This is a genomic window from Pseudoalteromonas sp. A25 (genome assembly GCF_009176705.1).
In the GTDB taxonomy this organism is placed as follows: domain Bacteria; phylum Pseudomonadota; class Gammaproteobacteria; order Enterobacterales; family Alteromonadaceae; genus Pseudoalteromonas.
In genome coordinates this window covers 2,848,817-2,863,051 of the sequence record NZ_AP021846.1, presented here as the reverse complement: position 1 = coordinate 2,863,051, position 14,235 = coordinate 2,848,817, and the positions used below count along the sequence as shown (strand labels likewise).

Below are 14,235 nucleotides of genomic sequence, written 5' to 3'. Positions count from 1 at the left end.
TTCCAAACTAATTTCAAATGAAGTTGAAAAGTTGAGCGTCAATAAGCGCGTAAATACGCAGTCAAAGTCACTCTTGGATAGTTGCTCTATCGCCTTGCCACACGCTAAGTGTGATGTACTCGGATTGGCTATCATCAAGAAGCAGTCGGATATTAGTTGCTGTTTTTTTTTGATGCAAGAAAAATTTTGGAAATATGCAAAATAGATTGTCTATCGCGTGGGTGCTAACAATTGTTACATTTATTTCATTGCTTGAAATCAGGTACGAGAGTATATTTTAACAGTCTGTGTTCCTTCAAAAGGAACCTTGTTACTTTAACGATCTCAAGGAAATGAAATGAACAAACTTGCCTTAACATTTGCTTTTATAACAAGTGTATATGCATCAAGTGCGAATGCGAACTCTTCAGAGAGTACAATGGGTTACTCTCTTGGTGTTGGTTTTCCATATGTCTTAAATGCTGAAATTGGTAGTTATTCTGATGATGGCGGGCTGTACTTTCAGGTTGGGCAAAGTTTCGATGTTGGATTCACTTTTGGTTGGGAAAGAGTTGTTAGTGACAACGATAAGCATGCATTAGGGCTAGTGGTGGGAGCTGTAGGCATAAAAGCAAGTAATCGCGAAGCCGAGTGTGAAAAAGATAAAGACCCATCTATTGGTGGAATATTAGGTTGTGCTCTAGGCTCTGCTATTTCACAAGCATTTGATGAGAAAAGTGTTTATGGACTGGGAGTGAGTTACAGTTATTCTTTCTCGAGGGCGTATCATGAAAGTGGTTGGAAAATGCGCGCAATGGCGGGTTATGGTGAACAAAGGGCAAGTAAGGAAAACGAAGCAGCAGCTTCTATTGCATTTAGATATCAGTTTTAATCTTAGCTGTCGTTGTGTACATTGACCCCAATAAGCTTAATGTGGGGGTGTTATTTTGAATAAAGTTGTTTTGATCACTGGTGCTAGCCGTGGAATTGGTGCGGCTAGCGCTATTCAATTAGCATCACAGGGTTACAAAGTTGCTATAAACTATAAAAGCAACACTGAGGCGGCTTCCTCAGTACTGGAAAAAATACGTATAAGCGGTGGCCAAGGTGCTCTTTTTCAAGCTGATATTAGTGATGAAAAGGCCGTAGTTGATTTGTTTTCACAAGTTCAAGCGCAGTTGGGCCCGGTCAGTCATTTGGTAAACAATGTTGGCGTTTTGCAAACCCAAATGCGCGTAGAGCAAATGAGTGCTGAGCGTATTAATGCTATTTTGATGCAAAACGTGACCCCGTATTTTATTTGTGCCCGAGAAGCCATTAAACACTTTAGAGCGCATCATGATACCAATCGATGCGCTATTGTTAATGTGTCTTCAGCTGCATCGCGCTTAGGTGGGGCCAACGAATATGTTGACTATGCCGCATCCAAAGGTGCCATAGATAGTTTTACCACTGGTTTGTCGTTGGAATTAGCTGACAGCGGTATTAGAGTTAACTGTGTGAGACCTGGTTGTATCTATACCGATATCCATGCCGATGGCGGTGAGCCTGCGCGTGTTGAGCGTCTCGCTTCCCTATTACCATTGAAACGTGGTGGCACCAGTGAAGAAGTTGCCAATGCTATCGCATGGCTGTTAAGCGATGAAGCCAGCTATGTCACGGGCAGTTTTATTGATTTAGCTGGAGGGAAATAGCCCCAGCTAGCAATGATTATCTATAGGAGTTTATAGTAATAGCTGGTACTGCTAAATGTACCATTGCTATCGGTGACAAACTTTGGGATCTCGCCCGATTTAATATAGCCAAGCGCTTGATAGAAAAGCTCAGATTTGTCACCGGTTTGTGTGTCGAGAAATAATAACTTCAGCCCTTTTTGCAAAGCGTCAGCCTCTAACGCAGCCATCAATTTTCGGGCAAGCCCTTGTCGTTGGGCTTGTGGGTGAACAATGAGCTTTTCCACTTCAGCGCGATGTTGACCATTTTGCTTTTGGCATGGAACAAGTTGTACAGAGGCAATCAGCGTGTCACCATGAAAAACTGCATAAAGGCAGCGTTTGTTTTGCGCCACTGAAGCTTCGGTATCTTGCCAATAGGACGTTAGTTGCTGCGTATCTGCTGGCGCATAAAACCCCAATGATGCACCTTCATTTATGCATGCCCCCAACAACTCAATAAGCTGCGTTTGAAGAGTCTTGATTTGCTCAGGTTGAATTATTTCTACTACGTTTATATTCATGAATGTTGCAATCCGCGCAATGTTTGTTCGATTTCTTTCAAGTGTTGTTCTAATAAGTGTTTAGTTGCCTTTAACTTATCACTTTGTTGTTTTGGTTTAGCCTGAGCAAGACGCACCGCATCATACAAGGTGCGCTTAGGTAGCGCATATTGTTCTGCAGCCTCTGAGATTGAAAACTGCTCACTAAGTACCTTGTGAACAGCCTCTAACACCAAAGGGTGCGTGGGAGAGATTGAGCGCATAGTTAACTCCTTAAGCGCCTAACTGGTTGCTGGGTGTCATGGATCTGCCAAATACTAACGTCTAAGTGCCATAATAGGTAAAGAGTTTGATACAAGTCATACATGATAACCACCTTATTGTATTGTGATTGATGACTAATAGTAGAAAGAACCATACCAACTATTAATTTATATATAATTCATATGGTTGTGAATTACTATACTTTTCAAATTGATGTTTTGCACCAAAATAGGGTGAATGCAAACCAATACTGCACTAGCGCGATGCACTAACTGGTATGTGGAAAAGAAGAAAGTGCGCAGAGAAAAACGAAATCTTCAATCAGACTAAAAAAGGCTTCTTTCAAAGTGGCGTTTGAGCCTGGGGGTGCACCGAGCGCCTATAACAGTTAACCCTGCAAGCAAAACAAAAATCCAAACTGGGGTATGTCCTAGCCGACTGTAAACACTAGTTCCGGAAATTAATTTAATATCCGATTTCAGTACTCCAGCTTCAAACTGGGCGATACTTTGTTGCTTTTTGTTGATTGGGTCGTATACGCCGGTGATACCATTATTTGTGGCTCTAAGCAGCGGGCGTTGTAATTCTAGTGCGCGCATACGAGCAATTTGCATATGTTGATGTGGGCCATGAGAATCGCCAAACCATGCGTCATTGCTTACCGTAAACAAGATATCAGATTGCTCGTTAAAGTTATCTAACACCAGTTCGCTAAAGGCTATTTCATAGCAAATCGCGGGTAAAATATGTAATCCATTCGCCACTAAATTGTCTTGTATTCGCTCACCTCGAGTAAATGAAGACATTGCTAAGTTGAACAAGGGTGCAAGCGGCCTAAGGATATCTTCAAACGGCACAAACTCTCCGATGGGCAATAGCTGGTGTTTTTGATAGCGGTTAGAATGTAAATATTGGTAATGTCCTTGAGGGTCTTCGGCGGTCTTTTTACCAAGCACAATTAAAGTATTAAAAACGGTTTTACTATTCAGTTGGTAATCAGGGATCCCAGTGATAAGGGCGGTGCTATTAAATGCAGCTGCTTTGTCGAGCTCTTTTAAAAAAGGGGTTGCAAAGTCTTCTATCTCAGGGATAGCGGCTTCAGGCCAAAGCACTAGATCTACATCGTGCCAGTAGGGCCGTGTCATATCTCTATATTTAGACATGGTTGGCCAAAAGTGCTCAGGCTCCCAACGCAAGCTTTGTTGAATATTGCCTTGTACTAGCAAGGTCGTAATACTCTTTTGTGCATGTTGGGGTTTGTCGATAAGCAAAGTACCCGCTAAGCAGAAGATACTAAACAGTGCCAAAGCTAGCACAGGTTTAAACGTTTTGAGTTTGGCTATGTAATAAAAAGATGCGCCAATTAAAACACATACTAGCGTAAGACCCGCCTCTCCAATGATTGGAGCGAGTTGATTTATTGGACTGTCAGTGAGGGTGTAGCCGAAGCTAAGCCATGGAAAACCGGTGAGCAACTTGCCTCGTAAATATTCAAAAATGGCAAATCCCACAACTAACATAACAACACGTTGCCATGGGCTACGATGGAATTTGCTGGCCAGCATAAAGGCACACATGGGGTAAAGCGCAAGATACCCACACAGTAATGCCATGAGCAACAAAGACACAGCAAGAGGCAAGCCACCAAACTGAGCAATAGAGACATGCACCCAGCTTATGCCAAGTGCAAACCACCCAAAACCAAAAATGAAGCCATATTTTCCAGCTTGCTTGCACGACGCTGTGTCAGTGACGTAACAGCCAAGCGCAATGGCGACAAACACCAAAGGCCAGAGATTAAAAGGGGCGTAGGCAAAAGTAAGCGAAAAGCCAGCAAGTAATGCTAGCCATGCTCGCTTATCACATAAAAAGGATGCTATTTTACTCAGCTTCGTCGTCGCCATCTTCTGATTTAGGAACAGTGACTTGAAGTTGGATAATACGACGGTTATCTGAATTGGTCACTTTGAATTGCAGCGGCTCGATATCAATCGTTTCACCACGGCTAGGCATGTGTCCAAAGGCGTGCAAGATTATGCCCCCGATGGTGTCTGCTTCTTGTGTGTCATAGCCAGTTTTGAAAAATTCATTGAACTCATCCAGTGGTGTCAAAGCCTGGACTACATAAGTGTGCTTTGATAACTGACGAATATCTTGCTGATCTTCATCGTCATCATGTTCATCTTCAATTTCACCGACAATGATTTCAAGAATGTCTTCAATGGTAACAAGACCTGATACGCCGCCATACTCATCAACAACAATGGCCATATGGTAGCGTTTTTGACGAAACTCATTGAGTAATGCATCAACGCGTTTACTTTCTGGGACCACAATTGCGGGACGCAAATATTCTCGGATCGCAGGTAAGTTTTCATCTTTATTCAAAATTAAAGGCAATAAATCTTTTGCCAATAAAATACCTTCAACGTGGTCTTTATCTTCACAGATAACAGGAAAGCGAGAGTGCGAAGACTCAACCATCGTAGGTAGCTGTTGCTCCAATGATTCGTCTACGTCAAGTGTGATCATCTGTGATCGAGGGATCATAATGTCACGAACCTTAAGCTCAGAGACACCTAATACACCTTCCATCATATCCTTAGTCTCAGGGTCGATTAAATCGCGCTCCTGAGCATCAGCAATGACTTCTACCAACTCTTCTTTGTTTTGGGGTTCCCCTTGCAGCATCTGCGTGATGCGTCCCAACCAGGTTTTGCCAGAAGAACCCTGGCTACTCTGCGAGTTATCGTCGCTCATTGTCGTGTTTTACTCCGTAAAATATCAAAAAGATAAAGATGTTATTTGGCCATAAAATGGTTACAAATCGTCGCGGTAGGGGTCGCTAATTCCCAACGTCGCTAAAAATTCTTTTTCCAGACTTTCCATTTCCATAGCGTCTTGTTCATTTATATGGTCAAAGCCAAGTAAATGCAAGCAACCGTGAATCACCATATGGGCGAAATGCTCATGAAAAGACTTTTCTTGCTCTATTGCTTCTTGCTTCACAACCTGTGGGCAAATAATTAAATCGCCTACTAGTGGCAACTCAATCCCCGGTGGTGCTTCAAATGGAAACGATAGCACGTTGGTTGGCTTATTCTTGCCACGATATTGATGGTTCAGCTCTTGGCTCTCGTGCTCATCCGCTATTCGAATGGTCAGTTCGCTATGCTCTAAGTAGGGTTGCAATGCTTTACTTGCCCATAGCTCAAACTGAGCTTGAGATGGCAAATCTTCAAACTCACAAGCAATCTGTAAATCTACGTCTACGCTCATTTATCTTGCTCTTTGGCTTGTCTGTAGGCTTGTTCTTTAAGTGCCTTTTCTTTGCGTTCAGCTTCTTCTTTTTTCTCGTATGCTTCAACAATTCGTGCCACAACAGGGTGGCGCACAACATCATGAGATTTAAAGAAGTTAAATGAAATTTCTTCTACGTCACTGAGCACTTCGATGGCGTGGCGTAGCCCTGAGCGAGCGCCGCGGGGCAAATCAATTTGTGTGATATCGCCCGTAATTACAGCCTTTGAGTTGAAGCCGATACGCGTCAAGAACATTTTCATCTGCTCTGTAGTGGTGTTTTGGCTTTCATCTAAAATAATAAATGCGTCATTCAAGGTTCGACCACGCATGTAGGCAAGAGGTGCGACCTCAATAACATTCTTCTCAATCAGGCGCTCAACTTTTTCAAAACCAAGCATTTCAAATAGCGCGTCATAGAGTGGGCGTAAATAAGGGTCTATTTTTTGAGTAAGGTCACCCGGTAAGAAGCCGAGTTTCTCGCCGGCTTCAACTGCGGGGCGAGTAAGTAATATACGGCGAATTTCCTGTCGCTCTAGGGCATCAACTGCAGCTGCAACGGCAAGATAAGTTTTACCTGTTCCGGCAGGCCCAATGCCAAAACAAATGTCATGGCTTAGTATATTTGCCACATATTGGCTTTGATTTGGGTTTCGAGGCTTAACTACACCACGGCGGGTTTTAATGTAAACTTCTTGCTCCCAAACAGCAGGAGCATCTTGTTCTAACACATTCGCTTCACTAATGGCTAAGTGTACGTTATCTGGCTCTATCTCGTTAATTTGACCGCGCAAAGGTTGAGTATCTACGTATAAAGACTTCAAAATGTCCATAGCAGCTTTGGCTTGCGCAGGCTGCCCTGTTACTTTAAACCAATTATCACGATGGGCAACTTCTACCCCTAATCTGCGTTCTATTTGTTTTATGTTCTCATCAAAAGGACCACACAGTGATGAAAGGCGGTTGTTATCGGCAGGTTCTAGGTAAAACTCTATATTCTTTATCTGACTACTCAAAATGGCTTCCTGTAACAAGCGCGCCAGCATGGGCTGGCGCAGTCAATGTGTTTACGGTGTAAAAGTAGTTACACCTATCTCATCAGCTTCTGGCTCTACTGGTGCTCGGCTTAAAATCTCGGCCGGTGCAACATCCTTACGCAAGTTCATTTCTGATTCTGTACGAATAAGTTCGCCACGTAAAGAGTTTGGTAACGCCTCGGTTATACGTACATCAACAAACTGACCGATCACTGAATGTGGACCCTCAAAGTTAACCACTCGGTTATTTTCGGTACGGCCTCTTAGTTCCATTGGGTTCTTTTTAGAGGGACCCTCGACTAATATACGTTGCTCGGTATCAAACATCTTACGGCTAATATCTTGTGCCATTTGGTTGATACGATTTTGTAATATGTACAAGCGCTCTTTCTTTTCTTGCTCTGAGACATCATCCGGTAAGTCGGCAGCGGGCGTGCCTGGTCGTGCTGAATAAATAAAGCTAAAGCTCATATCAAAGCCAATGTCATTGATAAGGTTCATGGTTGCTTCAAAATCGGCAGCCGTTTCACCTGGGAAACCGATGATGAAATCAGACGACATACTTAAATTCGGGCGGATTTTACGTAGCTTACGAATAGTTGACTTGTACTCAAGTGCGGTATGGCCACGTTTCATCAGGTTCAAAATACGATCTGAACCACTTTGCACTGGTAGATGCAAGTGGTCTACAAGCTCTGGTACATCTGCATAGGCTTCGATGATATCTGGCGTAAACTCGACAGGGTGTGATGTGGTGTAACGAATACGATCGATACCGTCTATTGCGGCAACGTAACGCAGTAAATCAGAGAAATAACATGTTTCACCATCGTGTGTTTCACCACGGTATGCATTGACGTTTTGGCCAAGTAGGTTTACTTCTCGTACACCTTGCTCTGCCAACTGTGCTACTTCTAGTAGGACATCATCCAGTGGGCGGCTTACTTCTTCACCGCGAGTATATGGCACAACACAGAACGTACAGTACTTTGAACAACCTTCCATAATGGATACAAATGCGCTTGGGCCTTCAGCCTTTGGTTCGGGCAGGCGATCGAACTTTTCAATTTCAGGGAATGAAATATCAACTACAGCGCCTTGCTTGCTTTGCACTTGCTTAATCATCTCAGGTAGACGATGCAGTGTTTGCGGGCCAAACACGATATCTACAAATGGCGCACGCTGGCGAATGGTGTCACCTTCTTGCGATGCTACACAGCCACCCACACCAATCACCAAGTCTGGGTTGTCGTCTTTTAACAGTTTCCAACGACCGAGTTGGTGAAACACTTTCTCTTGCGCCTTTTCACGAATTGAACAGGTATTGAGTAAGATAACATCAGCTTGCTCGGCTTCGTCTGTTATTTGATAGCCGTTAGTGGCATCCAGTAGATCAGCCATTTTCTGAGAGTCGTACTCGTTCATTTGACAACCCCAGGTTTTAATATGCAACTTTTTACTCATTGAAATATTGCCTCGTTTTCAATTCGGTTTTAATGCACAACGTCGCGCAATTGGTAATTTCGCCATGCAATCGCAAAGCTTAAAGGACGCGTATTTTATATGACCAAAGGTCACTAGCCAAGTATAGATTTTAACTTTAAAAAGGTGGATCAAGGTTAAGCGTATTGCGGTGATTACAAACGGACAAAAGCCACAGAGTTAAGATACAATAAAGCTGTTTCAAATTGACAGGGCAAACAATATGAAAAACAAGGTAGTGGTTGTTGGTGGCGGTATGGTGGGTGCTGCAATGGCGCTCAAGTTAGCCAAGCAAGGGGCACAGGTTACTGTACTAGAAAGGCACCTTATCGACGCTCAGGAGGTACTAGCCAATGCACAAATTGATATTCGAGTGTCGGCTATCAATCGATTCTCTGAAAGCTTGTTAGATGAGCTGGGTGCTATGCCATTATTAAGAGATAGCCGTATTGCACCCTATCACCAATTAGAAGCATACGAGCAGCCAAACAACACTTTGTTATTTGATAGAGAAGAGGTTTCGCAAACCCACTTAGGGCATTTGATTGAAAATAAACTTATTCAAGCAAGTTTGTGGGCTCAGTTTACAGAGCACAGCATTGAAGTAGAGCAGGTAAAGTCAGCGCCAGTTGCTTTGGAGCAAAATATTGACTCAATCACATTGCATTATGAAGATAAGGCGTACCAAGCCGATTTAATCATAGCGGCAGATGGTGGACGCTCGCAAATTCGTCAGTTAGCCGGAATTGGCGTTACAGGTTGGCAATATCAACAAGCGTGCATGGGCATTTTAATTAAACTTGATGCCCCTCAGCAGTATAAAACTTGGCAGCAATTTAAGCCCTCGGGCCCTATCGCATTTTTACCAATGCAGGCGCCTTATGCTAACTTGATTTGGTATCAAGACGGTGCGAAGTTGGCAAGTTTGCAGAGCTTTTCAAATGAGCAATTAAAAGAGCAAATACTTGAACACTTTTTTGAGTTGCCAGGAGATTTTACGGTTGAGCAAAAAGCACTTTTTCCATTAGCTCGCCAACATGCCAATCAATACAGTCAGGGACGATTGGTACTTGTAGGTGATGCTGCACATACCATTAACCCATTAGCGGGGCAGGGCGTGAACTTAGGCTTTAAAGACGTGGCTGCACTGGCAGAGTGTCTGGAACCTCTAGAGGATATGGGAAGCACACAAGCTCTTAAGGCGTATGAGCGCAAGCGCCGTGGTGATAATCTAGCAATGATGAGTATGATGGATGCTTGCTACTTTGGTTTTTCAAATGAGGTTGCACCATTAAAGCTATTGCGCAATGGCGTATTAAAAATAGCTGATCAAGCAGGACCTTTAAAACGCAAAGTGTTAGAGCATGCAATGGGGTGGTGATCAAATTACGTCGAATAAAGCGGGCTTAGGTCCGTTTTTTTATGGGAATAAGAAATTTGTGGCTATGAGTTTCAAAAGTAAGTTACTTTTTGAGATTATAGGAGAAAATAGCTTTGTAAAAGAAAGCAGGTGACTTATGTGATGGTGCGGAGGGAGAGACTTGAACTCTCACACCCGAAGATACTGGAACCTAAATCCAGCGCGTCTACCAATTCCGCCACCCCCGCATCACAGGATATGCTCAAAAGCATAATGTTGAGTAGTTAAGCTACTAGCTTTATAGAGCGTCGACTTTCCACTTTAATTGGTAGATAGAGTGGCTGGAGTACCAGGATTTGAACCTGGGAATGGCGGGATCAAAACCCGCTGCCTTACCGCTTGGCGATACTCCAACAGTCGATTATTCAAATCAATATGTAAGATCTTTAAAAAGACTCAGGTTTAAAAGAATTTCATTCTTTATTACCGCTTCTGTTTCACAGCGAGGCAATACCCATCAGTCGATTAATCAAATCAATATGTAAGATCTTTAAAAAGACTCAGGTTTAAAAGAATTTCATTCTTTATTAGCGCTTCTGCTTCACAGCGAGGCAATACCCATCAATCGATTATTCAAATCTTTTATTTTCATCTTTGAAAGATGGTGCGGAGGGAGAGACTTGAACTCTCACACCCGAAGATACTGGAACCTAAATCCAGCGCGTCTACCAATTCCGCCACCCCCGCATGGCTGGAGTACCAGGATTTGAACCTGGGAATGGCGGGATCAAAACCCGCTGCCTTACCGCTTGGCGATACTCCAACTAAAGGTATTTCAAACCAGTTGTTGATCCGGAGGTTTGAATCCGAGAATAAACTTCGTTTATTCTTTACCGCTTCTGCTTCGCAGCGAAGCGACACTTCAACAACGTTGACTTACGTCTGATAATTTTACTTCTTATCGAGAAGTTGGTGCGGAGGGAGAGACTTGAACTCTCACACCCGAAGATACTGGAACCTAAATCCAGCGCGTCTACCAATTCCGCCACCCCCGCACTGAGGGATTTAAAAAATCCTAGTTTTTAATCTTCCACTCTTATTGGTAGAAAGAGTGGCTGGAGTACCAGGATTTGAACCTGGGAATGGCGGGATCAAAACCCGCTGCCTTACCGCTTGGCGATACTCCAACGATTAACTCAAATCTAAAGTGTTGGTCCCATGATTTGAATCTGGGGGTGGATGAGTGAGGGAACAAAACCTCTCTCTTCTGCCTTACCGCTTCTACTTCGTAGCGAGACGATACCCAACGATTGAGTCTTAATTTTTACATCTTTAAGAGATGGTGCGGAGGGAGAGACTTGAACTCTCACACCCGAAGATACTGGAACCTAAATCCAGCGCGTCTACCAATTCCGCCACCCCCGCACAGGAGGTAAGTAAATGGTGGCTATGCCCTGATTTGAACAGGGGACCCCATCATTATGAGTGATGTGCTCTAACCAGCTGAGCTACATAGCCATGGCTGGAGTACCAGGATTTGAACCTGGGAATGGCGGGATCAAAACCCGCTGCCTTACCGCTTGGCGATACTCCAACAACGTTTACTTAGTTTGATAATTTTACTTCTTATCGAGAAGTTGGTGCGGAGGGAGAGACTTGAACTCTCACACCCGAAGATACTGGAACCTAAATCCAGCGCGTCTACCAATTCCGCCACCCCCGCAAGGTTGACCAGCTAAATCGATGAGTTTGGTAGTAATAAAAAATATGGTGGCTATGCCCTGATTTGAACAGGGGACCCCATCATTATGAGTGATGTGCTCTAACCAGCTGAGCTACATAGCCATCTTTTTTTTATTTCTCATCATCGCTGATGCGGGGCGTATTATGCTGATATGCCCCAAAGTCGTCAACACCTTTTTTGCAAAAAACTGTCCTAGCGTGTCTATTTGCAGATTAAATAGCCTAATTGGTCACGTTAATGTCATTGGCCGCTGCTATTTTAATCGATTGTATGTAAAGTAGTCGCGTTTGTTTTATCGTAAAGCAACATACTTATCTACAAAAACAAAAAAGGGCCTCTGGGGCCCTTTTTGATTTAATGTACTTTAGACATTGAATAAGAAGTTCAGTACATCACCATCTTTAACGATGTAATCTTTGCCTTCTTGGCGGAACTTACCCGCATCTTTTGCACCACTTTCACCACGATATTGAATGTAGTCATCAAAAGCAATGGTTTGCGCACGAATAAAGCCGCGTTCAAAGTCAGTGTGAATTTTACCTGCAGCTTGTGGCGCAGTTGCACCAACTGGAATAGTCCATGCGCGTACTTCTTTTACGCCTGCTGTGAAGTATGTTTGTAGCTTAAGTAATTCGTAGCCACCACGGATCACAAGGTTTAACCCTGGCTCTTCAAGACCAAGGTCTTCCATAAACTCAAGTTTATCTTCGTCTTCAAGTTCTGAAAGTTCCGCTTCGATTGCAGCGCATACTGGGATCACAACCGCATCTTCAGCCGCTGCAATTTCACGTACTTTATCAAGGAAAGGGTTATTTTCAAAACCGTCTTCATTCACGTTTGCAATGTACATAGTTGGCTTGATGGTTAAGAAGTTTATTGGCTTAATCGCTTCTTTTTCTTCTTTTTCCAATTGCAATGAACGGAGTGTTAAGCCTTCATCTAAGTGGGCTTTTACTTTTTCAAGTACTTGGTTCTGGAATTTTGCTTCTTTATCGCCGCCTTTGGCTTTTTTAGCGTTACGTTGCATAGCGCGATCAGCGGCATCCATATCAGCTAAAACAAGTTCGGTGTTGATCACATCAATATCATCAGCAGGGTCAATAGTACCTGCTACGTGAACGATATTTTCATTTTCAAAGCAACGAACTACATGTCCGATAGCGTCTGTTTCACGAATATTAGCTAAGAACTGGTTACCTAGGCCTTCACCTTTTGATGCACCTTTAACCAAACCCGCAATATCAACAAACTCCATTGTTGTCGGTATGATGCGCTGCGGGTTCACGATTTCGGCTAATTGATTTAGGCGATTATCAGGAACCGGTACTACACCTGTATTTGGCTCGATAGTACAAAATGGAAAGTTGGCGGCTTCGATACCCGCTTTAGTTAACGCATTGAAAAGGGTAGATTTACCAACATTAGGTAAACCAACAATGCCACATTTAAAACCCATAGTTTTGAACCCTAATTTGACTCAGATAAACGCAATATACTTTAAATTACGGCTTAAATGAATGTAGTCTATTTTGTGCTTTTAACACACCGTCTTTAGCTAGAATTTCCATACAACGTACGGCTTCATCAACCGCAGCATCAATTTTCTCTTGGTCTTCTTTAGGCGCTTTACCTAACACCCAACCCGTCACTTTATCTTTGTGTCCGGGATGGCCAATACCAATTCGCAAACGCATAAATTCTTTATTGTTCGCCATTTTGGCGATGATGTCTTTTAGGCCGTTATGGCCGCCATGCCCGCCGCCTTTTTTGAGCTTGGCAACACCTGGTTCTAAATCCATTTCGTCATGTGCAACGAGAATGTTTTCCACGGGAATTTTATAAAAATTAGCGAGGCTGCTTACCGATTTACCACTTAAGTTCATATAGGTGGTTGGGATCAAAAGTTTGAATTCTTGATTATTGATAAGTACTTTGCCAGTTAGGCCGTGGTGTTTTGCGTCAGGTTTTAGTTGGCAGTTGTAGCGTTTGGCGAGTTCGAGAATGAACCATTCACCCGCATTGTGACGTGTGTTTTGATATTCGGGGCCTGGATTAGCCAGGCCCACTAGCATTTGAATATTATTCAAGGTGCTGACACCTTAATAATTATTCTGCTGCGTCTTCAGCTTCTTCTTCAGATGCAGAAGAGCCTTTAGGCGCGTTTAGTGTAACAACCGCTTGGTCATGACCTTCGCCTTTAGCAAGCTCAACTGAAGTAACACCTGCTGGAAGTTTAATATCAGAAAGGTGTAAAGTTGCACCAACTTCAAGAGCGGCTACGTCTACTTCGATGAACTCAGGAAGTGCTGCTGGTAAACAAGTTACATCGATTTCTGTAACTAGGTGAGCAACAGTGTTACCGCCTTTAGTTGCTTTTTCTTCGTTTAAGAAGTGTACAGGTACTTTAGTGTGGATCTTGTGGTTAGCATCAACACGTTGGAAGTCTAAGTGAGTGATCTTAGGCTTGTACGGGTGACGTTGAATGTCTTTAAGAATTGCTTCAACAGACTCACCAGCAATGTTTAGCGTAAGGATGTGGCTGTAGAAACCTTCATCTTCTTGCGCTTTTAATACTTTGTTGTGGTCAAGAGTAAGCGCAACTGCGTCTTTCTCAGCACCGTAAAGGATTGCTGGCACCTTGTCTGCACGACGTAGGCGGCGGCTCGCACCAGTACCTAAGTCAGCACGTACTTCGGCATTCAATGTATATAATTCGTTAGACATAATGTCTCCAAGTTTTTTAATTAATGTTTAAGGTGCTCGCGACCAAACACCCTACCTAAAAAGGCGCGCTACTATACCATTGCTGGTCGATAAATAAAACATAGAAGCACAAAAAAAGCACCCTGAGGTG

General features: G+C 43.3%; 13 protein-coding genes and 11 tRNA genes. 3 read left to right on the top strand and 21 right to left on the bottom strand.

The features are described from left to right. Positions 1–337 precede the first annotated feature (337 nt). Positions 338–871, top strand: a complete 534-nt coding sequence (locus GDK41_RS12345) for a hypothetical protein (protein WP_152086681.1) — start codon at positions 338–340, stop codon at positions 869–871. A 55-nt stretch (positions 872–926) separates the two neighbouring features. Further along, complete coding sequence (locus GDK41_RS12340) at positions 927–1,673, top strand: SDR family oxidoreductase (protein ID WP_152086680.1); 747 nt, start codon at positions 927–929, stop codon at positions 1,671–1,673. 20 nt (positions 1,674–1,693) lie between these two features. Here GDK41_RS12340 and GDK41_RS12335 read toward each other — a convergent pair whose 3' ends face one another. From GDK41_RS12335 to miaB, 7 genes are all read right to left on the bottom strand, one after another. Next, positions 1,694–2,215 (bottom strand): GNAT family N-acetyltransferase, encoded by a 522-nt coding sequence (locus GDK41_RS12335; RefSeq protein WP_152086679.1) that lies wholly within the window; start codon positions 2,213–2,215, stop codon positions 1,694–1,696. Continuing rightward, positions 2,212–2,457, bottom strand: coding sequence for a helix-turn-helix domain-containing protein (locus GDK41_RS12330; protein ID WP_152086678.1), 246 nt, complete (start codon positions 2,455–2,457; stop codon positions 2,212–2,214). The genes GDK41_RS12335 and GDK41_RS12330 overlap by 4 nt, the downstream gene beginning before the upstream one ends. Positions 2,458–2,784: 327 nt before the next feature. Then, positions 2,785–4,362: an apolipoprotein N-acyltransferase gene (lnt, locus tag GDK41_RS12325; protein ID WP_152086677.1), complete on the bottom strand. Its 1,578-nt coding sequence runs from the start codon at positions 4,360–4,362 to the stop codon at positions 2,785–2,787. Next, positions 4,340–5,218 (bottom strand): CNNM family magnesium/cobalt transport protein CorC, encoded by an 879-nt coding sequence (gene corC, locus GDK41_RS12320; protein ID WP_152086676.1) that lies wholly within the window; start codon positions 5,216–5,218, stop codon positions 4,340–4,342. Before corC ends, lnt begins: the two co-directional genes overlap by 23 nt. Positions 5,219–5,278: 60 nt before the next feature. Beyond that, positions 5,279–5,737: an rRNA maturation RNase YbeY gene (gene ybeY / locus GDK41_RS12315; RefSeq protein ID WP_152086675.1), complete on the bottom strand. Its 459-nt coding sequence runs from the start codon at positions 5,735–5,737 to the stop codon at positions 5,279–5,281. Further along, positions 5,734–6,774, bottom strand: coding sequence for a PhoH family protein (locus GDK41_RS12310; RefSeq protein ID WP_152086674.1), 1,041 nt, complete (start codon positions 6,772–6,774; stop codon positions 5,734–5,736). The genes ybeY and GDK41_RS12310 overlap by 4 nt, the downstream gene beginning before the upstream one ends. A 51-nt stretch (positions 6,775–6,825) precedes the next feature. Continuing rightward, positions 6,826–8,259 carry a tRNA (N6-isopentenyl adenosine(37)-C2)-methylthiotransferase MiaB gene (gene miaB, locus GDK41_RS12305; RefSeq protein WP_152086673.1) on the bottom strand — a complete coding sequence of 478 codons (1,434 nt, stop codon included), beginning with the start codon at positions 8,257–8,259 and terminating at the stop codon, positions 6,826–6,828. Positions 8,260–8,500: 241 nt separating this feature from the next. Here miaB and GDK41_RS12300 point away from each other — a divergent pair, with 241 nt between their 5' ends. Next, positions 8,501–9,658 carry an FAD-dependent oxidoreductase gene (locus GDK41_RS12300; protein ID WP_152086672.1) on the top strand — a complete coding sequence of 386 codons (1,158 nt, stop codon included), beginning with the start codon at positions 8,501–8,503 and terminating at the stop codon, positions 9,656–9,658. Positions 9,659–9,800: 142 nt separating this feature from the next. On the opposite strand, the gene GDK41_RS12295 is transcribed toward GDK41_RS12300, so the two are convergent. The 14 genes from GDK41_RS12295 to GDK41_RS12230 all read right to left on the bottom strand — a co-directional run bounded on the left by GDK41_RS12295 (position 9,801) and on the right by GDK41_RS12230 (position 14,105). Beyond that, positions 9,801–9,885, bottom strand: a tRNA-Leu gene (locus GDK41_RS12295). Positions 9,886–9,975: 90 nt separating this feature from the next. Beyond that, positions 9,976–10,050, bottom strand: a tRNA-Gln gene (locus GDK41_RS12290). 249 nt (positions 10,051–10,299) lie between these two features. Continuing rightward, positions 10,300–10,384 (bottom strand) — tRNA-Leu (locus GDK41_RS12285). Between the two features lies 1 nt (position 10,385). After that, positions 10,386–10,460, bottom strand: a tRNA-Gln gene (locus GDK41_RS12280). Between the two features lie 147 nt (positions 10,461–10,607). Beyond that, a tRNA-Leu gene (locus GDK41_RS12275) sits at positions 10,608–10,692 on the bottom strand. Positions 10,693–10,749: 57 nt separating this feature from the next. Further along, a tRNA-Gln gene (locus GDK41_RS12270) sits at positions 10,750–10,824 on the bottom strand. A gap of 153 nt (positions 10,825–10,977) precedes the next feature. Further along, positions 10,978–11,062, bottom strand: a tRNA-Leu gene (locus GDK41_RS12265). Between the two features lie 16 nt (positions 11,063–11,078). Then, positions 11,079–11,155: transfer RNA gene (locus tag GDK41_RS12260), tRNA-Met, on the bottom strand. A 1-nt stretch (position 11,156) separates the two neighbouring features. Beyond that, a tRNA-Gln gene (locus tag GDK41_RS12255) sits at positions 11,157–11,231 on the bottom strand. Positions 11,232–11,275: 44 nt separating this feature from the next. Further along, a tRNA-Leu gene (locus GDK41_RS12250) sits at positions 11,276–11,360 on the bottom strand. Positions 11,361–11,405: 45 nt separating this feature from the next. Beyond that, positions 11,406–11,482 (bottom strand) — tRNA-Met (locus tag GDK41_RS12245). Positions 11,483–11,745: 263 nt separating this feature from the next. Then, positions 11,746–12,837, bottom strand: a complete 1,092-nt coding sequence (gene ychF, locus GDK41_RS12240; RefSeq protein WP_152086671.1) for a redox-regulated ATPase YchF — start codon at positions 12,835–12,837, stop codon at positions 11,746–11,748. 46 nt (positions 12,838–12,883) lie between these two features. After that, entirely contained in the window at positions 12,884–13,468 is a 585-nt protein-coding gene (pth, locus tag GDK41_RS12235) for an aminoacyl-tRNA hydrolase (RefSeq protein ID WP_152086670.1), read from the bottom strand. Positions 13,469–13,487: 19 nt separating this feature from the next. Further along, a complete protein-coding gene (locus GDK41_RS12230; RefSeq protein ID WP_152086669.1) occupies positions 13,488–14,105 on the bottom strand; it encodes a 50S ribosomal protein L25/general stress protein Ctc in 618 nt (205 codons plus the stop codon). Positions 14,106–14,235: the final 130 nt, after the last annotated feature.